The 22,524-nt window shown below is 63.8% G+C and carries 16 protein-coding genes; all 16 read right to left on the bottom strand.

The window, feature by feature from the left end:
- Positions 1–5: 5 nt before the first annotated feature.
- The 16 genes from IPK66_16385 to IPK66_16310 all read right to left on the bottom strand — a co-directional run bounded on the left by IPK66_16385 (position 6) and on the right by IPK66_16310 (position 22,365).
- On the bottom strand, positions 6–1,190 hold the full coding sequence (locus tag IPK66_16385) for an NAD(P)/FAD-dependent oxidoreductase (protein MBK8176770.1): 1,185 nt from the start codon (positions 1,188–1,190) through the stop codon (positions 6–8).
- A gap of 97 nt (positions 1,191–1,287) precedes the next feature.
- The gene (locus tag IPK66_16380) at positions 1,288–2,325 is read right to left on the bottom strand and encodes a GAF domain-containing protein (protein MBK8176769.1); all 1,038 of its coding nucleotides are present in this window, start codon (positions 2,323–2,325) and stop codon (positions 1,288–1,290) included.
- A 3-nt stretch (positions 2,326–2,328) separates the two neighbouring features.
- Positions 2,329–4,038: an ATP-binding cassette domain-containing protein gene (locus tag IPK66_16375; GenBank protein ID MBK8176768.1), complete on the bottom strand. Its 1,710-nt coding sequence runs from the start codon at positions 4,036–4,038 to the stop codon at positions 2,329–2,331.
- A 19-nt stretch (positions 4,039–4,057) separates the two neighbouring features.
- Positions 4,058–5,203, bottom strand: coding sequence for an ABC transporter permease (locus IPK66_16370; protein MBK8176767.1), 1,146 nt, complete (start codon positions 5,201–5,203; stop codon positions 4,058–4,060).
- A gap of 53 nt (positions 5,204–5,256) precedes the next feature.
- Positions 5,257–6,702, bottom strand: coding sequence for an ABC transporter substrate-binding protein (locus IPK66_16365; GenBank protein ID MBK8176766.1), 1,446 nt, complete (start codon positions 6,700–6,702; stop codon positions 5,257–5,259).
- A 361-nt stretch (positions 6,703–7,063) separates the two neighbouring features.
- Complete coding sequence (locus IPK66_16360) at positions 7,064–8,335, bottom strand: ABC transporter substrate-binding protein (GenBank protein ID MBK8176765.1); 1,272 nt, start codon at positions 8,333–8,335, stop codon at positions 7,064–7,066.
- A gap of 14 nt (positions 8,336–8,349) precedes the next feature.
- Positions 8,350–8,943, bottom strand: coding sequence for an ANTAR domain-containing protein (locus IPK66_16355; GenBank protein MBK8176764.1), 594 nt, complete (start codon positions 8,941–8,943; stop codon positions 8,350–8,352).
- A gap of 157 nt (positions 8,944–9,100) precedes the next feature.
- Positions 9,101–10,006, bottom strand: coding sequence for a glucose-1-phosphate thymidylyltransferase RfbA (gene rfbA / locus IPK66_16350; GenBank protein MBK8176763.1), 906 nt, complete (start codon positions 10,004–10,006; stop codon positions 9,101–9,103).
- A complete protein-coding gene (gene rfbD, locus IPK66_16345) occupies positions 9,999–10,910 on the bottom strand; it encodes a dTDP-4-dehydrorhamnose reductase (protein MBK8176762.1) in 912 nt (303 codons plus the stop codon). The genes rfbA and rfbD overlap by 8 nt, the downstream gene beginning before the upstream one ends.
- A 1-nt stretch (position 10,911) precedes the next feature.
- Positions 10,912–11,970 carry a dTDP-glucose 4,6-dehydratase gene (rfbB, locus tag IPK66_16340; GenBank protein MBK8176761.1) on the bottom strand — a complete coding sequence of 353 codons (1,059 nt, stop codon included), beginning with the start codon at positions 11,968–11,970 and terminating at the stop codon, positions 10,912–10,914.
- A gap of 62 nt (positions 11,971–12,032) precedes the next feature.
- Positions 12,033–12,596 carry a dTDP-4-dehydrorhamnose 3,5-epimerase gene (gene rfbC / locus IPK66_16335; protein ID MBK8176760.1) on the bottom strand — a complete coding sequence of 188 codons (564 nt, stop codon included), beginning with the start codon at positions 12,594–12,596 and terminating at the stop codon, positions 12,033–12,035.
- A gap of 127 nt (positions 12,597–12,723) precedes the next feature.
- A complete protein-coding gene (locus tag IPK66_16330) occupies positions 12,724–13,968 on the bottom strand; it encodes a glycosyltransferase family 4 protein (protein ID MBK8176759.1) in 1,245 nt (414 codons plus the stop codon).
- On the bottom strand, positions 13,965–14,561 hold the full coding sequence (locus IPK66_16325; protein ID MBK8176758.1) for a methyltransferase domain-containing protein: 597 nt from the start codon (positions 14,559–14,561) through the stop codon (positions 13,965–13,967). Before IPK66_16325 ends, IPK66_16330 begins: the two co-directional genes overlap by 4 nt.
- Complete coding sequence (locus tag IPK66_16320) at positions 14,558–18,937, bottom strand: glycosyltransferase (protein MBK8176757.1); 4,380 nt, start codon at positions 18,935–18,937, stop codon at positions 14,558–14,560. Before IPK66_16320 ends, IPK66_16325 begins: the two co-directional genes overlap by 4 nt.
- A gap of 138 nt (positions 18,938–19,075) precedes the next feature.
- On the bottom strand, positions 19,076–21,148 hold the full coding sequence (locus IPK66_16315) for a calcium-binding protein (GenBank protein MBK8176756.1): 2,073 nt from the start codon (positions 21,146–21,148) through the stop codon (positions 19,076–19,078).
- Positions 21,149–21,708: 560 nt separating this feature from the next.
- A complete protein-coding gene (locus tag IPK66_16310; GenBank protein MBK8176755.1) occupies positions 21,709–22,365 on the bottom strand; it encodes a protein-L-isoaspartate(D-aspartate) O-methyltransferase in 657 nt (218 codons plus the stop codon).
- Positions 22,366–22,524: the final 159 nt, after the last annotated feature.

Here is a 22,524-nt window from a genome sequence, read left to right as displayed (position 1 = left end):
CTTCCTCATGCGGCGTCGATGAATTGACGCCCGAAAATCAAATCGCCGCGCATGCTGGCGATCGGCGTTCCCTTGCGGATGAGATCGAGGTACCAGAGCCCGTCCGCGGTATCGCCGAACAGAACCGCGCCGACGAGACGCTGTTCGCCCTCATCGCGACGGATGACGAGTTTCTTGTAGGTCTGCAGGCCGGGATCGCAGAAGACGATGTCCTCGGCGCCGGCGCCGCCGAGGAACTCGCCGGCGGAAAAGACGTGAACGCCGGAAACCTTCAGATTGGTGGCAAGCACGGCGCCTTCGAAACGCGTGCCACAGCCACACAGCCGTTCGGCGAGGCCGCGGGCCTGAGTGTAGGCCGGCTCGACCAGGCCGTAGACCTGCCCGCGATGCTCGGCACATTCGCCGATGGCGTAGGCCCCCGGTAGCGAGGTTGCCAGCCCGTCGTCGACGACGATCCCGCGGTTGCAGGCGAGGCCGGCCATGCGCGCGAGCGCCGTCTCCGGGCGGATACCGATGGCGAAAACGACCATATCGGCCGCAAACTCCCGGCCGTCTTTCAGCGTCACCACTTCAACTCGGCCGTCCCCGGCGATGCGCGCGGTCTCGGCCTTCAGGACGACGGCGATGCCCTTGGCTTCGATGGCGTCCGCCAGCAGCTCGGCCGCGCGGCCATCGAGCTGGCGTTCCATCAGCCGGTCGGTCAGGTGCAGCAGGCTCACCTTCATCCCGGCGCGGGCGAGGCCGTAAGCCGCCTCGATCCCGAGCAACCCACCGCCGACGACGACGACCCGGGCGCCGGGACCAGCCGCACGCATCGCCGCGATATCCGCGAGATCCCGGAAGGTGACGACGCCCGGAAGATCACTGCCCTCGATCGGCGGGCGGATCGGCTGCGATCCGGTCGCCAGCACGGCGTGCTCGAAGCCGAGCTCACGACCACTTTCAAGCCGGAGCCGGCGGGTGCCGGCATCAAGCGCGATCACCGCGTCGCCGGTGACCAGATCGACCGCGTTCTCGTCGTACCACGTCCGCTCGCGCATGCGGATGTCCGCGTCCGTGACCTCGCCCGCGAGCAGAGAGGACAGCAGCACGCGGTTGTAGGCGGGCTCTCTCTCCTTGCCGATAACGGTGATCGCGAAGCGGCCGGCGTGGCGGAGTACCAGTTCCTCGACGAACCGCAGTCCGGCCATACCGTTACCGATGACAACTAATCGCTCCACCTTCCTCGTTCCCCTTGCAAAACCGCTGGGTCCTGGGTCTGCGGCCGGACGCGGCTGTCTTGTGCTCCTAGAGGTACCAGGCGACGAGCGCCCTCGGCGCCCCCTCGGCGAACACCGGCAGGCAGACCATGGTTGTCAGTCCTGCGGCACCGGTCGACGCGCCGATGATGTCCGGCTCGCCGGACAGATCGGTGGCGATGGCCGGCCGTCCGCTGCACCAGACGAGACCCAGGGTGCCGGCGCCTCGCGGCACGCTGGCACCGGCGTACGTCGCCGCGAGATCGGCGCCATGCTCGCAATAGCCGCCGTAGAACATCAGCACGCCGCGCTCGGTGTCCGGCACCCAGGCTTCGAATCTTCGCGCGATCGGCGTGCCGAGTGCGGACAGGAAGGTCAGGACCCACGACCCTGCGCCATCACGGCCGCAGGGAATCCCCACTCCGCGATTAATGCCGGTCCGCCTTGCATCCTCCCAGCGAAGGAAGCGCCGCGACCGGCCGAGATCTTCCATGATCGCCGGCATCCCGGTGTCCCAGACCTGGCCAGGCAAGCCGGAGCCGCGCGTGAACTTGACGTGGCGAGACTGCCATTCGAACACTTCGGCGGTGCCGTAGTAACCGTCGACCAGTCCCATCTCCGCCGAGTCCGGCGGCGAATGCCACAGTTCGATCGCGCCGACGTGCTCTCGGTCATCCCCGCAGAACAGCACGATCACGGCGTTCAAGATCTCGCCGGCGAAGATCGGCACCGCGAGCGCGCAGGTCAGCCCTACGGCGCTCGCCGCCGCGCCGCGCTTGAAGTACGAGTGGGTCAGATCCTTCAGCACGATCGGGTAGCCCGCGGCCCACGCCTTGCCCGGAAGGCCCTCGTTGTGATCGAAACGGGTCTGCCTGCTGACCGCTTCGAACTGGGCGAGCGGGCCGTACAGTCCCGAGGCGAGTTCGAGCTGTCGGCCATTGCCGCTCGGCACCCAGATTTCGGTTGCGCGGATGAACGGCTGTTTCGGCAGATCCGGCACGGCGGGGTTCGCCGGCGTCAAAGGCGGGTCTGCGCTCACGCCGCCGCCCTGTTCGCCGCCGAAAGCCCGGACACTCTGTGCTCCCATGGCTCAGGCCGCCTTTCGCGACTTGGCGGCGGCCTTGCCGGCGCCGGCTGCGGGAGCCGCGGTTTCGTATTCCTCGAGGAAGGTCAGCAGCGCCTCCCGGTACCGGTAGTAGTCCGGGTGCTCGAGGAGCGCGCTCCGCGTCCGCGGCCGGGGAATGTCGACCTCCATGATGCTGCCGATCCGCGCGTTCGGACCGTTGGTCATCATCACCACCCGGTCGGCCAGCAAGATCGCTTCGTCGACGTCGTGGGTCACGCACACGGCGGTAACCTGGGTGCGCGACCACACCTCCATCAGCACGTCCTGCAGCTCCCAGCGGGTGAGTGAATCGAGCATGCCGAACGGCTCGTCGAGCAAAAGGAGCTTCGGCGACAGGGCGAACGCGCGGGCGATGCCGACCCGTTGCTTCATGCCGTTCGAAAGCTCGGACGCGCGCTTGGTCATGGAATCGCCGAGGCCGACACGATCGAGGTAGTAAGCAACGATGTCCTCGCGTTCCGCCCGGTCGACGTGGGGATAGACGCGATCGACGCCGAGCGCGACGTTTTGTCCCGCGGTGAGCCAGGGAAACAGGCTGGGTGCCTGGAAGACGACGCCGCGGTCGGGTCCCGCGGCATCGATCTCACGGCCGTCGAGTACGATGCCGCCGCCGCTGACCTCGCTCAGGCCCGCCGCCATCGACAGGACGGTGGATTTGCCGCAACCAGAATGGCCGATCAGCGAGACGAACTCACCCTTGCGCATGGCGAGAGTGAAGTCCTCGACCACGGTCAGCGGCCCCTTCGGTGTCGGAAAGACCTTGGCGACCTTGTGAAACTCGACGTAGCGCGCATGGATCGGACTACCGGCGCGCTCGCGATAGGCCTTCGGCGGCGGACCGCCGACGGTGATCGGCACCACGCTCGGGGCCTTGAGCGTTTCATCGTGCTTGGCCCCGTGACCGCCCCCGGCGGACATCAGGTATTCGGTGATCTGCTTGCGCAAGCTCTTATAGGCTTGGGAATGGTTCATCGCCGTGCGGTCGCGTGGACGCTCCAGCGGCACCTGGAAGGTCGGCCCCAAGGTTGCCCGCGGGCCGGGATTGAGCGGGATGATCCGGTCGGCGAGCAGGATGGCCTCGTCGACGTCGTTGGTGATCAGCACGACGGTCTTGCGCTCGCGCTCCCAGATGCCCTCGATCTCATCCTGCAGCTTGGCGCGGGTGAGCGCGTCAAGGGCGGACAGCGGCTCGTCGAGCAAAAGGATCTCCGGACCCATGGCCAGCGCACGGGCGACCGCTACCCTCTGGCGCATGCCGCCCGACAGCTCGGCCGGGCGCCGGTCGATGGCGTGAGACAGTCCGACCATGCCGATATACTTACGGATATGCGCGTCGCGGCGATCCTTGGGCCAGCGCGCGAAGACGGTATCGACGGCAAGCGCGACGTTGCCGTAGACACTCAGCCACGGCATCAGCGAGTAGTTCTGGAAGACGACCCCGCGGTCGGGTCCGGGACCGGTGACCGGCTTGCCCTCGACAAGAATCTGCCCGGCATCGGGCGCGATTAGGCCAGCGATCGCCGAGACCAGTGTCGTCTTGCCAGAGCCGGAAAAGCCCACGATGGCAAGGAACTCACCCCGGTCGATCGCAAGGTCGATGTCGTTCAGCACGTCGATGCGCGAAGCGCCGGTCCCATACGACTTGCTCAGGCCACGAAGTTCGAGGAACGCCATTGACAAGACCTCCCCTCGCCTAGCGCGTCGCGCTGTGGGTAACGGCGGCCTGCATCGCCAGCATGACCCGGTCGAGCAGGAAGCCGATGATGCCGATGGTGAAGACCGCGACCATAATGCGGGCGAGCGAGGCCGATGAGCCGTTCTGGAACTCGTCCCAGACGAACTTGCCGAGGCCGGGGTTCTGCGCCAGCATCTCGGCCGCGATCAGCACCATCCAGCCGACGCCGAGCGACAGCCTCAGGCCGGTGAAGATGTATGGCAGCGCCGACGGCAGCACGAGCTTGCGCACCTTCGTCCACCAGCGCAGCTGCAGGACGCGGCCGACGTTCATCAGGTCCTTGTCGATCGAGGCCACGCCGACGGCGGTGTTGATCAGCGTCGGCCACAACGAGCACAGGGTGACCGTGATCGCCGAATTCAGGAACGACTTCTCGAACATCTGATCGGAGCCGGCATAAACGGCGCTGACGACCATGGTTACGATTGGCAGCCACGCCAGCGGCGAGACCGGCTTGAACACCTGGATCAACGGGTTGAGCGCGGCGTTGACCAACGGCGAGAGGCCGCAGAGGATTCCCAACGGCACCGCGATGAGGGTGGCGAAGACGAAGCCGGTGAAGACCGTGATCAGGCTAGTGACGATCTGATCGATGTACGTCGGCTTTCCGGTGTACTTGCGGATCTTCACGCTCGCGCCGGCATCCTCGGCGAGGCGCTCGGCATTGCGCTGCTCCTGCCGCTCGTAGAACGCCGCCGCCTTGGCCTTCTCGGCGACGTGGTCGGCGTAGAGAGCCCGCGCCTCCGACCACACCTGTGCCGGGCCGGGAATGGCGCCGAGGCTAGTCTGCACCGTCGGCGCGATCCATCCCCACAGGACAAGGAAGATGACGATCGCCGCGAGCGGTACGCCCAAAAGACGCCAGATCTGCTTGAGCTGTTCGCGCGGGTTCTCGCCGGTCGACAAGCGCGCGATCGGCGCCACCCAGGCGAGCCCGAGGATGTCGAGGTAGCCGGACGCGCGGTCGATCGCGGATTTTATCCGCTGGCGCCCACCGTTGCGAACGGGAGCGCGCTTGGCGCCATGGCCATCGGGGTGGCCGGTGTCGGCGCCGACCGGAGATTTCCCGATCGGCGATTTCAAGGCGTCGGTAACAGTATTCATCGCGCTTCCATAAGTATTGTGTTCAAGAATGTCGCAAACGTCCGGGGCCGGCGTCAGTTGGTGTTCGCACCGACGATCCGCGTGCCGTCAACGCGCTGATCGCCTTTCAGGCCGATGCTCAGCTTGGACAGGTAATCGTTCGGCTTGTGGCCATCGTAGGAAACGCCGTCGATGAACGCCGCGGTCGTCGCGCGATAGCCGTCGCTATCCCAGGGAAAATCGGCTTCCTTGGCCTTGCCTTCGTCGACCAGCAGGCGCGCCGCCTTCAGGTAGATGTCCGGCCGATAAACCTTCTTGGCGACGTCCTGATACCAGGAATCGGGCTTGCCCTCGGCGATCTGCCCCCAACGGCGCATCTGCGAAAGATACCAGACAGCGTCCGAATAATACGGATAGGTAGCGAAGTATCGGTAAAAAACATTGAAGTCTGGAACGGCGCGCTTGTCGCCCTTTTCATATTCGAATGTGCCGGTCATCGAGTTGGCGATGACCTCGACATCGGCACCGACGTACTCCGACTTGGCGAGAATCTTCGCCGCTTCCTTGCGATTGGCGTTTCCACCCGCATCCAGCCATTGACCAGCGCGAATGAGGGCCTTGGTCATGGCAAGCAGCGTGTTCGGATACTTCTCGGCCCACTCGGCGGTAACGCCTAAGACTTTCTCCGGGTTGTTCTTCCAGATCTCGTAATCGGTGATTACCGGCACGCCGATGCTTTTGAACACGGCCTGCTGGTTCCACGGCTCGCCGACGCAGTAACCGGAGATGGTGCCCGCTTCCAACGTCGCCGGCATCTGCGGTGGCGGCGTGACCGACAAGAACGCGTCGGCCTGGATCTGACCGCTGATGTTCTGCGGGGAATAGAAGCCGGGATTGATCCCTCCCGCCGCCAGCCAGTAACGCAATTCATAGTTGTGGGTCGAGACCGGGAAGACCATGCCCATGTTGAAGGCGCGACCGTCGGCCTTGAACTTGTCGATCACCGGCTTGAGATACTTGGCGTCGATCGGATGCTGCGGCTTGCCGTCCGCCGCTTTCGGCAAGCCCGGTTCCATCATCTTCCACACTTCATCGGAAACGGTGATGCCGTTGCCGTTCAGATCCATGCTGTAGGCGGTGATGATGTGCGCCTGGGTGCCGAAGCCAATGGTCGCGCCCAGCGGTTGCCCCGCGAGCATGTGCGCCCCGTCCAGCTCGCCGGTAATCACCCGATCGAGGAGGATTTTCCAATTCGCCTGCGGCTCGAGCGTAACGTAAAGGCCCTCGTCCTCGAAAAAATGCTTTTCGTAGGCGATGGCCAGCGGCGCCATGTCGGTGAGCTTGATGAAACCGAGTTTGATTTCTTCTTTTTCGACGGCGAGCGGCTTCGCCACTGCCGACAGTGTCCCTGCGAGGCAGCCGACGGCGAGAACGCAGCCACCGATAGCAGCTTGCCATGCTTTGGCGGGCCGTCGCTTGTGGTCCTGACGTAAAGCGAAGGGCACACAATCGGATAGCATCGTCACCACGTCTCCTTTCCATCGCTGCCGCTGGTGCGCACGACGTCTTTGCGTTTGCGCCCACGGCCGTTTGGCCAACAAAAAAGCCGCGCGTCCCCAATCGTTGGGAGCGACAGCGGCTTTGCGTCGCGCGCCTTCTCTGAGGCGCAATCAATGGCAGCAGCGTTGGTGCCATAAAGGATAATGCAAAACGTGCGCCACAAACGCTCGAAGGCGCTTATCTCACCAACTCAAAGCCTTGCACACCGAGCCCGGGCAGTGCCTAAGATCGCATTTGATTAAAAGTTGTGCGCATTGAGCCCAAAAATTGAGGTCCGCCCGATCTTTTTGCAGAGGAACCGGCGCAATGGACGCCCCGCGCTCAGTCCGATGCCCCGTCTGCCACTGCGATCGCAGCAACCGCCGCGGCGATGTCAATCTGGCCGGGATCAAGATGCGGAACACTGGACGAAGTCGGATCGAAAGCCGTCGCACTTTCCGGTACGTCCCAGTCCTGCCCGGGCGCCGGCGCCTGCCATGCCCCTCCGCGCAGCGCCGCTTCGTAGACGTCGGGGCGAAAAATTTGCCGCACCAGTTGCGCGTCACCACGGTGGCAGGCGGACTGTTGCCAGCGCACCATCTGGCTATAGAGCCACAGTGCCTGATCCACAGGTGGCCGGTTGGCCCCCTCGCGGTGCAGAACGAGAAAATCGGGGACGGACCGGGCGGCAAGTGGGCGCGCCGGCACCATCGCGCCGTTCAGCGCGCGTTCGATAATCGCCGCCGGCGCGTTGAGATAGGCAGGCATCGCCAGCAGTTCCACAAGCTCGGATCGATGCGCAGGATCGTCCGCCCACGCCGCCGCCTCGTCCAGAGCCCGGATCAGCGCCGCAAGGATGTCCGGCTTTTCCACCGCCAGGGCATAGGGCACACACAACATCTTCTCGACGCCATGTCGCCAGATCTCGGCCTTGCTGACGATGATCTGACCGAGGCCAGCTTCGACGGCGAGGCTGTTCCACGGCTCGCCGACGCAAAATCCGTCGACATAGCCATCGCGCAGGCTGTCAACCATCAGCGGCGGCGGAATGACCGCCAAGCGAACATCGATATCGGGATCGATGCCGCAGGCAGCCATCCAATACCGCAACTCATAATTGTGGCAGGAAAACGGATAGACCATACCGAAGGTCAGCGGCGGTCGACCCTGAGTTCGGTGTTCATCGATGACGGCGCGCAACGCATGACCCACGACGCACGGCGCATCATTGCCACGCAGGCCACCTGCAAGGGCCATTTCCCGATAAAGCCCGGACGAGACTGTAATCGCATTGCCGTTACGGCTGAGGCAGAACGGGGCGAGCATCGGCATGCGCAGCTGATTGATGCCGAGCGTGGCCGCGATCGGCATGCCTGCCAGCATCTGCGCGCCGTCGAGGAGACCGAACGCGACCTTGTCGCGAATATTGGCCCACGACACCTCGCGGCTCAGGCGCAGCACGATTCCTTGGCGGTGGGCGAAGCCCAATTCGCTGGCCACGGCAAGCACCGCACAATCGGTAAGCGGAATGAAGCCGAGCGTGATCGTCGGCAGCGAGCGTTCGTCCAAGCTCAAGGGACCGCAGGTGTGATCGGAAACGGTGGTATCGGACATCACCAATGCACCGCTCAGGACTGCCCGAACATCTGCGCTGCGGTCACAACGCTTTGCGCGATGTCGTAGAGCTTGCGTTTTTGGCTCATGGCGGTTCGTCGCATCAGGCTGTAGGCCTCCTGCTCCCCGAGATTTTGCTGTTTCATCAAAATTCCCTTCGCCCGCTCGATCATCTTGCGTGCTTCGAGCGCTTCGCGCGCTTGAACCAGTTCCTCCTGCAGGCGCCGGAAGACGTGAAAGCGGCTGATCGTTACATCCAGGATTGGGCGCACCCGCTCCTTTTTCAGGCCGTCGACGACGTAAGCACTCACGCCGGCATCAACGGCCGCCTCAATCGTCGCGGTATCGGAAATGTCAACGAACATCGCGATCGGTCGACGAACACTGCGCGAGACCTGGAACATCTGTTCCAAGGTATCGCGACTGGGATTCTCCAGGCCGATGACAATGACATCCGGATCAACTGCACAAATCTTGTTCAAAAGATTTGCCATGTCAGCGATACGCTGGATATGGCAATAGCCGGCATCGCGCATTCCTTCTTCGAGGATGGCGGCGCGGACTGCGTTCTCTTCGATGATCAGAATGGTAAGGTTGGGATCGCCCATGCACGCGATAACCGGACTATGGCTGATAGCGAGCAAAGCCCGGTGCAGGCCCTACTCACACCGGCTTCTTGCAAGAACGGCGCCTTACCGCGGCAATCCTCTGCGATCAGCGGAAGCGACGCCCCCCCGACGTCGACCCGGCCTTGCTGACGCGCGATTATAGGGCTGCGACTTCGGTCGTTTCTCTCTGGCGGGATTCATCGGCAATACGCTGCAGGTAATCACCGTAGGACGACTTGCCGAAACGTCGTGCCGCCTGCAGCAGCGACTGGCGATCGATCCAGCCGTTGGCGAAGGCGATTTCTTCCGGACAGCCGATCTTCAGACCCTGCCGTTCTTCGAGCGTCTGAACGAACTCCCCCGCCTGCAACAGGGAATCGTGGGTACCGGTATCGAGCCAGGCGTAACCGCGTCCGAGCAGTTCGACCCGCAGCGCCCCGCGCTCAAGATAAACCTGATTCAAGCCGGTGATCTCAAGCTCACCTCGCGCCGAGGGGCGCAGTGTCCGGGCGATGGCGCTGGCGCTGGCGTCGTAGAAATAAAGCCCGGTCACGGCATAGTTTGATTGCGGCTGGGCGGGTTTCTCCTCGATCGAGACCACCTGGCCGTGCGCATCAAAGGCGACGATCCCGTAACGGGCGGGATCGGAGACGTGATAGCCGAATACGGTGGCTCCCTCGGTGTATTCGTTCGCCGCCTTCAACTGCGCAACGAGGCCATGGCCGTAGAAAATGTTATCGCCGAGGATCATTGCCGAAGGCGCACCGTCGAGAAAGTCTTCGCCGAGGATGAACGCCTGGGCGAGCCCGTCCGGGCTCGGCTGAACGACGTAGGACAGGGCAATGCCCCATTGCGCGCCGCTACCGAGCAGCCGTTGAAATGCCGGCATGTCGTGCGGCGTTGTGATGATCAGGATCTGCCGCAGGCCGGCCAGCATCAGCACCGACAGCGGATAATAGAGCATCGGCTTGTCATACACCGGCAGGAGCTGCTTGGAGAGCGCCAGCGTCAACGGGTGCAGCCGGGTCCCCGCACCACCGGCGAGAATGATCCCCCTACGCATGTGCTGACTCCGTGGCCATCCGCGTCTCTGCAGCACGAAGGCGGGTGACAACGTCGGCGAGCGACGTTCGCCAGGACGGCTGCTGCAGTCCATAAACCGCGGCGATCCGCCGACAGTCGAGTGCCGAATTGACCGGGCGCACCGCCGGCGTCGGATAGTCACACGTGCGGATAGGCCGCACATGTGGCCGATGCCCTGCTGGCAGGGCCGCAGCGAAGATTGCCTCAGCAAAGCCGCACCAGGTCGTGAGCGGAGCGCCGGCGAAGTGAAATACGCCCCGCTCGCTGCATCCCAACGCACAGGCGATCGCCATCGCCAATAACGCATCGGCGATATCCCCGGCCGCAGTCGGGCCACCGAACTGGTCATCGACGACGGCGATTTCCTCGCGCTCGGCCGCCAGCCGCAACATCGTGCGTACAAAGTTCTTACCGAATGGCGAGAAGACCCACGAGGTGCGCAGGATGATCGCCGACCCTCCGGCGGCAAGAACGGCGGCCTCACCGGCCAGCTTGCTGCGGCCATAGGCGCCAAGAGGAGCGGACGGATCGCTCTCGCGATAGGCGCGCCCAAGGGCGCCATCGAAGACATAGTCGGTCGAGACGTGCAAAAAGGGGATGCCGCGATCGGCGCACGCCCGCGCCATCGCGCCCGGCGCCTCGGCGTTGATTCGATACGCCACCGCCTCGTCCGTTTCCGCCTGATCGACGGCGGTGTAGGCCGCAGCGTTGATCACCGCATCGATTCTGCCGGCGTGCTCGATCGCAGCCGCGCACGCCTGGGCATCGCTAAGGTCGGCCTCGGCACGCGACAAAGCGCGCAGGCCCACACCGGCGCCAGCGGCGCGCGTGATGAGTTCGCGTCCGACCTGCCCGGTCGCGCCGAACTGCATGATCGTCAGCATCTCAGGCGCTCCGCCGCAGACCGAGACGCTCGCCGGCAAAGCCACGATCGCGGATGGCTTGCCACCACCAGGCATTATCCAGGTACCATGCAACCGTGCGGCGCAGTCCCTCCGCCAGCGTCACCGATGGAACCCAACCGAGATTGCGCTGGAGTTTTGTCGCGTCGATGGCATAGCGGAGGTCGTGGCCTGGGCGATCGGTAACGAACTGGATGAGGTCGGCATGGGGCCGGTGCTGGCTTTCCGACAACAAGTCGTCGAGGATTCCGCACAGCGTGCGCACGAGCGTCAGGTTACTCGTCTCGGTATGGCCACCGACATTGTATGTCTCACCGATGTCGCCTTCTCGAACGATCAGCAGCAGAGCTTCGGCGTGATCATCCACGTAAAGCCAGTCGCGTACGTTCGCCCCGGTGCCGTAGACCGGAATGGGCTTGCCGGCGATGGCGTTGAGAATGACCACCGGAATGAGCTTTTCCGGAAACTGGTAGGGTCCGTAATTATTGGAACAGTTGGAGATAACGATCGGCAGCCCGTAGGTCTCGCCCCAGGCGCGCACGAACATATCGGACGCGGCCTTGCTCGCCGAATACGGCGAATTCGGCTTGTAGGGACTATCTTCGCTGAAGCTGCCCTCGGTGCTCAGGGAGCCGAACACCTCGTCCGTCGAGATATGGTGGAAACGAAACCGCTGGCGGACTGCCTCCGACGCGGCGCTGAGATAGGCGGACGCGGCCTCGAGCAGCACGGTTGTACCAACGACATTCGCCTCGACAAAGGCAGCGGGCGCATCGATCGACCGGTCGACGTGGGATTCCGCCGCCAAGTGCATCACCGCGTCCGGCTGGTGCTCGGCAAAAACCCGCCGCATCGCCGGCGCATCGCAAATGTCCGCGTGCACGAAGGCGTAGGCCGGATTGCCGACCACCGCGCGCAGGTTATCGAGGTTGGCTGCGTATGTCAGCTTGTCGACGTTGACGATCGATAAGCCCTCGGCGATGGCCCGCCTGACCACCGCCGACCCGATGAAACCTGCCCCCCCTGTGACGAGTACCTTCACGTTTTTCCCCCGCTATCAAATCGCCGACTGCACCGCGCACCCGTCTCCGCGACGCACATCCTTTATCGCGCATAAACGAACGGTGAGCAAAACGCGCCGAATGACTGAGCACTCGCGTCCTTTTCGGACAGGTGCACGCTCGTGGCCGCAATCCCCCAATCGATTGCAAGATCCGGATCGTTCCACAACACGGCACCGTCATGTTCACGCGAGTAATAGTTGCTCACCTTATAGATCACATAGGTATCGGGTTCGAGCGTAATGAATCCGTGAAGGAAACCCTCGGGCACGAACAGTTGCTCACCTCCGTCTGCCGACAGCTCGACTTTGTGCCATTGCCCGTATGTGGGTGAACCACGTCGTACGTCGACGACGACGTCATGGATGCGCCCACGGACGACACGAACCAGTTTCGCCTGCGCGAACGGTGGGCTCTGATAATGTAATCCGCGGACCGTGCCAGCTTCGAGGGAAGACGATTGATTGTCCTGCACAAAATCAACATCGATTCCGAACTCACGCAAGGTTCGCTTGCTATAAACCTCGCAAAACGAACCACGCGAATCGCGATGAATAACCGGGACAAAAAGCTTTGTGTTCTGCAACAAAACTATGGGGACATCCATTTTTCTCCTCACTCAAAGTCTATGGCCGGTCCGTATCGCGGAAAATCTCGTCATTACCAGATTCTTATCATGGGAACCATCCGTCCCGCACATCCACCCTCTTTCTGCGGCCATTTCCTCTTATTGGTCAAGCCACCAGCGCGGGTCGACGCTCGTTGACGATGTCCAAGAAGAGCGACTGCCAGCGCGGCAGCTGACGCCGTTTAAGATCGAAGTCACGCACAGCCGTCTCGCGCGCGCGCTCGCGGATCTGCTGCATGCGATCCGGATGATCGAGTACTTCATCGACACGGTCGGCGAGCGTCGCGGGGGCGAAGAAATCGACGGCAAGGCCGTTAACCCGATCCTCAAGCACCTCGAGCACCGGTGGTGTCGCTGATCCGAGAACGAGACAGCCGCACGCCATCGCCTCGATGAACGACCACGACAAGATGAAGGGATAGGTCAGGTAGACGTGAACGGAGGAGACCTGCAGGACGTTGGTGTATGTCTCATAGGGGATCTGACCCAGAAAGTGCACCCGGTCGAGGTCGAGACCGGAGCCAACCTCACGCAACATCATCTCGCGATACGTGGTTCCCGGCGGCGCCGGATAGCCGTAGCTGACCTTGTCGCCACCGACGATGATGACATGGGCACGCGGACGACGGCGGAGAATGGTCGGCAACGCGCGCATGAATATGTGGAATCCGCGGTAAGGTTCGAGATTGCGCGATACGTAGGTGATCACCTCATCGCGGGGTGTCAGCACCTGCCCAGAGCGGGCGAGCTTGAGCCATGCCGACGGGTTGGGGCGGATCGCGTCGGTATCGACACCTTCGTGGATCGCTGTGATCCGCCCGCGCAGCTCCGGCGGATAGAGGCTTCGTTGCCAGCGGGTCGCGGTGTGCCCCCATTCAGCGGCGTCAAGTCCCATGAAGTTGATCGCGTTCTTCGCCCGCAGGCGGCTCGGATCGTCGAAGATCGACGCGAATTCAGCATCAAAACCGACGTCTATTCCATTGGGATGATAAAAGAATTCGAAGTAGGACAGCAGCGGGGTGTCCGCGAAGACATCCTTGACGAAGAGGGTCTCGCCCCAGCCATTGTGGCCGACGATGATATCCGGCCGCACGCCGCGCATCTTCAAGGTACGACAGACCTCGGCGACGGCAGCGCCGGTGCGGATGGTCGCATCGAAGTCGGCCGAGAGAGGATGCGAGGCCTGTGGCGTACCGTGATCCGGCTTATAGGTGATCTTTGTGACGCCGCGCATGTGGTTGTCGTTCGGCTGGGTAATGAAATAAACCGTATTGTCGCCACGATCGGCGAAGTAGCGGGCGAGGTGCCTGTACTGTGCCGGAAAGTTCTGATGGATGAACAAGATGATCATAGTTCCAACGCCGCGAGCAGTGCGTCACGTTCCGCTGACGAGTTGGAGCGAATCTTACGGCCGACGACGGCAATTTCCAGGTTCTGCCGCCGGCGAATGACGACCTCGTCGAACGGAACTTCGCTCATCCGTTGCAGCATCGCCGTCGGCGTAAAGCCGCAGCGGTGGGCCATGCTGATGTTGCCGCTCGCTATCGCCGCTCCGAAGCCGAAGAGCATGTCGTGCGCAGTAATCGGACCCATCGCCGATTGGTAGATCACGTCGTGCAGTTTATCGGCGGCGATAAAGCCGGCGACGGCCTGCAGATCGGGAACGATGACACAGATGAAGCCATCGTCGGCGAGCACGCGATAAAATTCCGTCAACGCGGCGCGAACCTCGTGGCTATAGAGGTGCTCGACGCAATGCGCCGACCAGACAGCATCCGCCGCTCCGCTCGGAATCGCCGAAAGGTTGGTAACGCTGGCGACGACGTCCGGCGTATACGCCGGATCGATATCGACGCGCACGTGTTGCCATTGATCGAACATCGTCGGCAACCGCGCGCTGCCGACCGGACCGCATCCGGCGTTGATCAGCACAGGCCGGGTCATTGCGCAAGAAACGGTAGAATTCGCTTCATCAACGCCGATCGCGACGCGGCGGATGCGACTTCGACAATCGGCGCCGCATCGCTTGCGTCGCTGACTGCTGGCCGCGCACTGCGCGCGCCAGGACCAGAGTCGAAGATCGCCGATGTTCCCTCCGCCGTCGGCGCGACCACGGGCGCTGGCGCCGTGGCCGGCGCGATTGGTGTCCCGCCGGCGTCGCGCGGATCGGCAGCCGCTGCCGATTCCCGCAACCTGCCGAAACGCGGCCCGAGGATGGGCTGGCGCGTCGTTAGGGGAGCGACTGTCGGGTTGCGCTCGACAATACGGACTTTCAGGCCTTCGAGCGGATCGCCCGACTGGGGTGAGCGACAGGGCGCGCCGTTCAATACCGGGCCGACCACCGCGCCCGAGCGGAAGCGGCCGGTGTATTCACAGTCATATCCTGCCTGACCGAGGTTTGGCTTCGTTCGTATGGCAAAGGCGATGAGCGGAACGCTCATCCCACGCGTCCCGCAGGCGAGCCCGCCGTCGACCCAGGCGGTTTCAGCGCCGTTGATCGTCAGCCCCTTATATTCAATCATCTGCATCAAAACTGCATCGAGTGGCCGAATGGAGAAGTTCTCGATCCACAGCCCATCGCCGGGCCGCCCCGCCCAGCCGCCGTCCGTTGTCGACAGGTCACCGGTATGTCGCACGTGCACGCGAACTTCGAGGGGAATTCCGCTCCCTTGTCCAGGCGCGGGAGGTTGCGGCGGCACCTTTGCGAGCGGTTGCTGTGAAGGGGCGAGGGCCGCTTGGCGGCCATCGGCGAGCCCTCCGTTCGCGGCGGACAAGAGCGGCGCCAGCGGATATCCGGCGCGCGCCGGAACTACGGACGGAGGCGCAACCGGCGCTGGCGCATGCGAGATGCCGCTGTTCGCGCCGCTGCGGTCGAGCCGTTCGATATCGATGGCTAGCGGCTGCTCGCCGGCGGCGCGAATCGATTTCATCAAAACGGTCACCGCTCCCTCAGCGACCTTGGCTACGATCATGTCTCCCGGCTCGCACAGCCAGCAACTGTTTACGCGTGGCCAGGGAATGAACTCGACACCGGCGGAAGAAACGCCGGGTGCGAGGCCGACGTGCACCGCCGGCAGCGTCAGTTTTTCCTCGGCCAGCGCGGCGCGGGCCGGGTTCGCCGAGCGCACGGAAAATAGATAGAGCCCCTGCCGTAACGTCAGCAGCTCTGCGGACGTATTGAACGCACCGCGCGGTAAATTCGCCGTATCGTGTACCTCGTTCGGCATCATTGCTGTCTCCGCCTGGCCGTTTTTTTTGTGATTGCGCAGCGCCTGCGTGAAGTCGGTATGCCCCGTTTTGGCGCTTTGCGCCGGCGCGCGCGCCACCTGGGCGATGGTCATCAGCGATTGGTTGATCTCGGCCGCGGTCGACTCCGGTGCGAGCAACGTCGCGAACGCGGATGAGCGCAGCCGCTCGGCTATCGCGCCGAGCGCGAACGCGACAATGGGAAGGCCGCTCCGCAGGGCGTGACTGAGGGTAAAGCACCAAGTCTCCGGCGTTAGCGACGGAAAAAACACGGCGTCAGGACGTTCGCGACGCAGCAGGTCCACGACCTCTGTCTCGTCGTAGCGGCCGGTGACAAACACCTTGCCGGTGGCGAACAGGCGTTCGTCGTCCTCGCTAAACCCGATGACGACAAACTCGAGCGACAGTGCGCGCGCGGCAGCGTCGGCAGCACACTCGAGCAGGACCTGATAGCCTTTCTGCGCGCCGATGGCGCCGATCAGTGCGATTCGAATGACGCCATCGCGCGGCGGCGTGGCGCGCGCGGGAACGATGCCCCGCTCCCACGGCCGCGACAGGGGTCGTATCGTGGGAAAATACTTGGCCAATCTCTGCGCGGTGTCGTCCGACGGCACGATCACCCTGCGCGCGGCGCTGAGCCAGCGGGCGCTGCGGTGGCGCAGCGCCGCGACCGAGATCGCCTCCGGCAACGACGAGCCGTTTGCGGCGATGCAACGCTCGCAGGCGGCGATGAGCGGCTCGCCGCAGTATCGCCCATTACCGCCGAGCAGCGACAGGCGCGGGCAAATCCAGCTATGATCGTGGATATAGACATCGTAGGGCCGGCCGAGGTCGAGAACCGTCTGGATCATCCGCGCATCGACGCCGAGAAAGTGATGCAACTCGACATGGCGCAAGGCGACGCGGGCGAGCAGCGCGCGCAGGTGCGCACGTCCGTCGGGCATGTCGTAAACCAGCCGGATCGGCAACCCGTCATCGCCGGCCAGTTCGTAGCGTTTGCGTTCGACATCGAGTGGTCGCAGGACCAGCGGTTGCAGTCCCGCGCGCCGCAAGCGGACACAGCGCTCGCGGACATACCGCTCGACACCACCCGGTAACGCGAGCGAGATCAGCAGGACGAACCGCTCGCGCAAGTCGACCAGACGTGCTTCGTTGAGAGATCGACGGATCGGCGCGACCGGATCACGCTCGACGAACGCGTCGATCAGCGCGTCATATCCCGGGTGCCGCAAATTCAACAGACGACGGTTTCGCTCCATCAGCGCATCGCGGCGACGCCCGAACGACCGGGCACCGTAGTGATGAACGAAAACATCGGCAGCAAGCAGGTGACGCCAGCCAAAGCTGCTTGCCCGCAAGCAGAAGTCGTTCTCCTCGCCGTAGCCTTTGGCAAACGTCTCAACGTCGAACGTTCCAACCTCGTCGAGGCAATCCCGGCGCAGGTAAAGACAGAATCCGACCCCGACCGGTAACGCGACGGTCTGCCCGGAATGAACGCGAGCAACCAATTGGTCGAGCGCCGATGCCTGATCGATTTCAACGTCCATCTCGTCGGGCGAGGGAAAGCTCGCAACGGAACCGCGGTTGCTCAGGGGGGTAACCGTGCCGACGTCGGGGGCGCTGTAAGCCGCCTCGCGCATGCGCTCAAGCCAGCCGGCGAAGACCCGCGCGTCAGCGTTGACCAGAACGGCATCGTTATAGGGCCGCAAGGCAAGGCCGCGATTGGCCGTCGCCGGAAACCCGCAGTTAGTCTCATTACGCAGAAGTGTGATTGAGCCCGCCGCCACCAACCGGTCCAGGGCGTTTCGCAACGCGGGTTCTGGCGTCGCGTCGTCGACGACGATGATTTCCACGTCGGGCGACGCGTGCGCGCGCAGGGCATCAAGGCAGGCGAGCGTCTCGTCGCATCCGCGAAAGACCGGAACGACGATTGTGACGTTTCGACGCGCGAGTACCGGGGGTGCCTTGAGCACCCTGGACGCCTTGACCACCTTGCGAAAGGAGGCCATGCGGCGGCTAGACGGGACGCGCTGTTCATGCGCCCGCACGGTAAACCGCGAGACAGCCGCATCGAACAGCAGCGGCGAATCCGGAAAGTCCTCGTTGCTGCCGTCGGGCAGCACTGCTGCGATGCTCACACGCGTCCCACGAAGCCCGCTACCGGCAAAATCGACGCTGAACCGCCGGCGCAAAGGCGATTCCTCATCGGGCTGGGTGTCAATATGGACGCGGCTGCCCCGCTCGTCCTCGGCGATCAGCGCGAGCGGATGACCGGGATGCCAGCCACAGGTGACCCAGCCGATAATGGCGCCGTTTTCCGCCGATGCGCGACCATCGAGCGCGAAGCATGGTGGCCAGGCAAGGCCGCTGCCGAGCAGCCGCGCGCCCCCAAGGGTCGCATGAAGTGTGGTGGGCGCGCCGTCATCGGCTGGGCGGAGGCTCGACTTGAAAACGTGCGGCCGCCCACCGGTGCGGACAACATCGAAGGCGTCGATCAACGCCCCATCCCCGCTCGTCACCGCGCAGCGGGCGTCGGCGTTGTCGCTTCGAGCTTCGCCGATGAGATCGAGGTCGGGAGCAAGGCCAATCCAGCCGCGGCTTCGGCTTTCCGGCGCTGCGGCGATCCGGCTCGCGCACCGTGCCAGCGGGCCATCGGCGACGACGGCGAACCGACGCAAAGCCGCCGTCGTCCAATTAACGGCTTCGTCCCAGCAGCCTTGCTGCGCGTGCACGTCGACGATCAGCACCGCCGTATCGGGATGAGGCTCCAGTCTGAAGGCGTCTTCCAGCCTCGACAGCGCCCCCGAAAATTCTCGCCGGTTGATGAGAAGCTGCGCATAGAGGAGGACGACCGGGACACTCGAAGGAGCAAGACGCCATGCCCGGTCGGCGCATCGGATCGCCACATCGAAATTCCCCGCCTCAATGGCGCGAGCCGCGTCCAGCAGCAGTCGGCGGAGGTGGCCAGCCTCCTCGGCATCGCCGCCGGCCAACACCACTCGTCCCGACGGATCCCGGCCGCCTGGTCGGGTATCGTCGCCATTGATTGGATGGAAATCTTGATCGCGGAACAACGCGAGACACCCTCAAGCGAGGAGCGGAGATCGCAGATAGGCGAAAAACCGGCTGCCGGGCGCCCCTCGAAGGGATTGCGTCGCCGGCAGCCTCAGTGTTTTCCGCCTCCGCGCCTCCGCGCTCGATACGCCTTACGTTCAGTGCGTCTTGATTTCCGACGCGTCGAGCGTGGTAAAGCCCTTGAGCGTGATCGTCGTACTGCCGCCGTCGAGCGAGATGATCGTATCGCCCCCGATGACTTGTGAATGCGACAAGATGTCGGAAGCGTCCCCGTAACCGGTAAAGTCGAGGGTCGTCTTGGTGCCGTCGGTAAATCCGAAGATGAGATGCTGCCCGCCAGCCTGGGCGCTGTCGAAAGCGAACAGGACCTGGGCGGTCTTCGCGTACATCTGGTCTTCGCCGCTGCCGCCATGCATGGTGACCTCGCCGGAGCCGGAACCGCCCTGCAGGGTCGCATCGCCGCTGCCGACAAAGAACTCGCTGTGGCCACTTCCGGCGATCAGCGTCGCATCGCCGGTGCCGGCGACCACGGAATCGGTGCCGCTTGTCCCGGTGAAGTAGAGGTTGCCGCTACCGCCGTGCACCGAAGAGATGCCTGAGCTGCCCTTGACCGTTGCCGAGCCGGCCTCGACCACCGTGTCGACACCGGAGCCCAAGGTGATCGTATCGTTGCCAAACCCTGAGAAATTGACGCTGGCATTGCCCGTGGCGGTGAGCACCGTCGCGGCACCCGCCTGATTGACGACACTGGCGCTGCCGCCGTAGACGACGACGGTGTCCGTGCCGGTGCCAACGTCGATCTGCGCCGTCGAGCCCACCATGACTCCGACGTAGTCGTTGCCGGCGCCTGCGTCGACGGTGGCCGTTCCGCCAACCACGATCGTATCGTTACCATCACCGCCCACGACCGAAACCGTCCCGGCATTGGTCGACTTTGCATAAAGGTAGTCGTTGCCTGTACCGCCATCGACGGTCCCCGATCCGGTCAGCGCGAGCGAATCCTGACCAATGCCGCCGGCGATGGATCCGGTACGGATCAACGTGATCGTATCGTTGCCGCTGCCGCCGTCCACGGCGATGAAGCCACCGACCGCCGGCTGGGCGTAGACGGAGTCGGCCCCGTCGCCACCAAAGGCGGAAACCGAACCGGTGCCGACGAGCGTCAGCGTGTCAGCGCCACTTCCAGCGTCGACCGTAATCGAGCCACTGCCCTTGGCCTGGGCGAAGATCGAATCGCCGCCAGCGCCGGCATCAATCGAGCCGTGGCCGATCAGACTGACCGAATCGCTGCCATCGCCGCCGGAAATCGTGCCGCTGTTGATCAGCGTGATCGTATCGTTATCCAGCCCGCCATTGACCGAAATCGAGCCGCCGCCGTTCGCCTTGGCATACACCGAGTCGCGACCGGCACCGCCGTCGGCGGTTCCACTGCCGAGCAGCGCGATCGTATCGTTGCCATCGCCGGCAGAGACTGAGCCGCTGCCGACCAACGTGATCGAATCGGCACCATCGCCGGCATTGACCGTGATCGAAACCGGCCCGGTCGTACTCGCATAGACCGTATCATTACCATCGCCGGCGTTTACCGAGCCCTGGCCGACGAGGCTCAGGCTATCTTGGCCGTCGCCGCCGTCGATGGTTCCACTGCCGATCAGCGTGATCGTATCGCTGCCGTTTCCGCCGAACACGGCAATGGTGCCGCTGCCAAGCGATTTGGCGTAGACCGAGTCGTTGCCGTCGCCGGCATCGGCCATGCCGTTTCCGAGAAGAGAAATCGTATCTTGGTTGTTGCCGGAAAGGACGGAGACAGAGGCGGTGCCGAGCGCTTTGGCGTAGATCGAGTCGCTGCCGTCGCCGGACATCACGGATCCCGCTCCGGTCAACGCGATCGTATCGTTGCCTTCGTTGCCGATGAGCAGAATCGCGCTGGGGTTCGAGCCGCCGGGGCTGACGCCGGTTAACGATGTCGCCGCGCCGCCGGTGAGCACGACACCCTGGCCGCCCGAGGGGAGGTGGATGGTGCCGCCGCCGGGCACGTTATAGACGTTGAGGTTTCCGGAGACCGCCGGATCGGAAAGATCCGTGTGGACGATACCGCTGGTATAGCCTTGTCCGAGTTTGGCGAGGGCATCTTGTGCCGCCGCAATTTCCGCAGGATCCAAATAGAGCTTAACTTCGCTGCCACCGACGATCGTTGCTGTCCCGCTCATTCAATAGTCCCCCGACCAACTTGAATTCAATCCGCACACACGGGCGTGCGCGCACATCTGTGCGCACGTAAAACCTGCAACCCGACCCGCCCATACACTTCGAGCGGCCTACGACTATTACCCGGAATATCCCCGCAGGACGTGGCCCGCCGCCGGTTCCCTTCTGACGGTCGAACCTCACCCCCATTACAGGACCGCTATTGCCGATCCCGGCTGTAACCCAAATAGGACCTTAAGAGATTCTGGGCACGGATGTCAAACGGTACGCGATACGCAATCCAACGGTCATCTTCGATCCGCCGCGATTGTGATTCCCAGGCCGCAGAGCAGATTATTCTGATTTTCCATCGGTTGTTGGGCGCTTCCGCGCCGATGACCGCCAGGAAAACGGGGAGCGCCGGACAGCCGCGCAATCAGTCGCCTCCAAGGTCGGATCACATTCAGTATTAAAGCGCCGTCGCGCGGGGCGCTCAGTATCGAGGCGCCGACGCGCAGGGCGCTCAGTATCGAGGCGCCGACGCGCAGGGCGCTCAGTATCGAGGCGCCGACGCGCAGGGTTTCTAAACACCAGGCAGCAACGGCACGAACGCGACAGGCAGAACGCGTTCACGACTTATCGTCGTATCGGGATTGCGAACGCAGCGCCAAAGCGTTTGTGCCCCGCCGCTGGGGCCGACGGGAATGACCAGGCGGCCCCCGGACGCGAGCTGCTCTTCCAGCGCCGGCGGAAAGTCCGGCGCGGCCGCGGTGACGAGAATCGCGTCAAACGGCGCAGCTTCAGGCCAGCCGCGGTTGCCATCGCCGACGCGGACTTCGACGCCAGCATAGCCAAGCTCGGCTAAGCGTTCGCGTGCACCCGCCGCCAGCTTCGGATGTTGTTCGACGGAGAAGACAGCAAAGACGAGTTCCGCCAGGACAGCGCTCTGGTATCCACTACCCGTGCCGATTTCCAAAACGCGATCCATGGGCGCGAGATCGAGCAGGTCCGTCATCATCGCGACAATGTAGGGCTGTGAGATCGTCTGCCCGTAGCCGATGGGCAAAGGGCGATTATCATAGGCGAAACGCCGTTGCTGCCGGGCAACGAAGCGATGTCGCGGCACACGGGCCATCGCCTGCAGCACCCGCGGCGCAAGATGGGCCCGTCCGGTCCACGCGGCCGTCTCCGCCGCTTCACGGACGATTTCATCGAGGAGAGCGACGCGGGCCGCGTCCATCTCGGGAGGGTCAGTCATTCCCCTTCGTCCTTCGTGGCAAGTATGAACACCAAGCGCCCGCTTCGTCGAGTGTCAACGTTATGAGCGAGTTCCCGCCGCCGGCTGACTTGCAAGCCTCTTGCGCCCCATCGGCAAGTCGCACATATCACGCGGCGACCG

It is taken from the genome of Rhodospirillales bacterium (assembly GCA_016712595.1).
In the GTDB taxonomy this organism is placed as follows: Bacteria; Pseudomonadota; Alphaproteobacteria; order Rhodospirillales; family Defluviicoccaceae; genus Defluviicoccus.
Note: the sequence above shows the minus strand (reverse complement) of the source record. Positions and strands in the feature narration are given on the sequence as shown.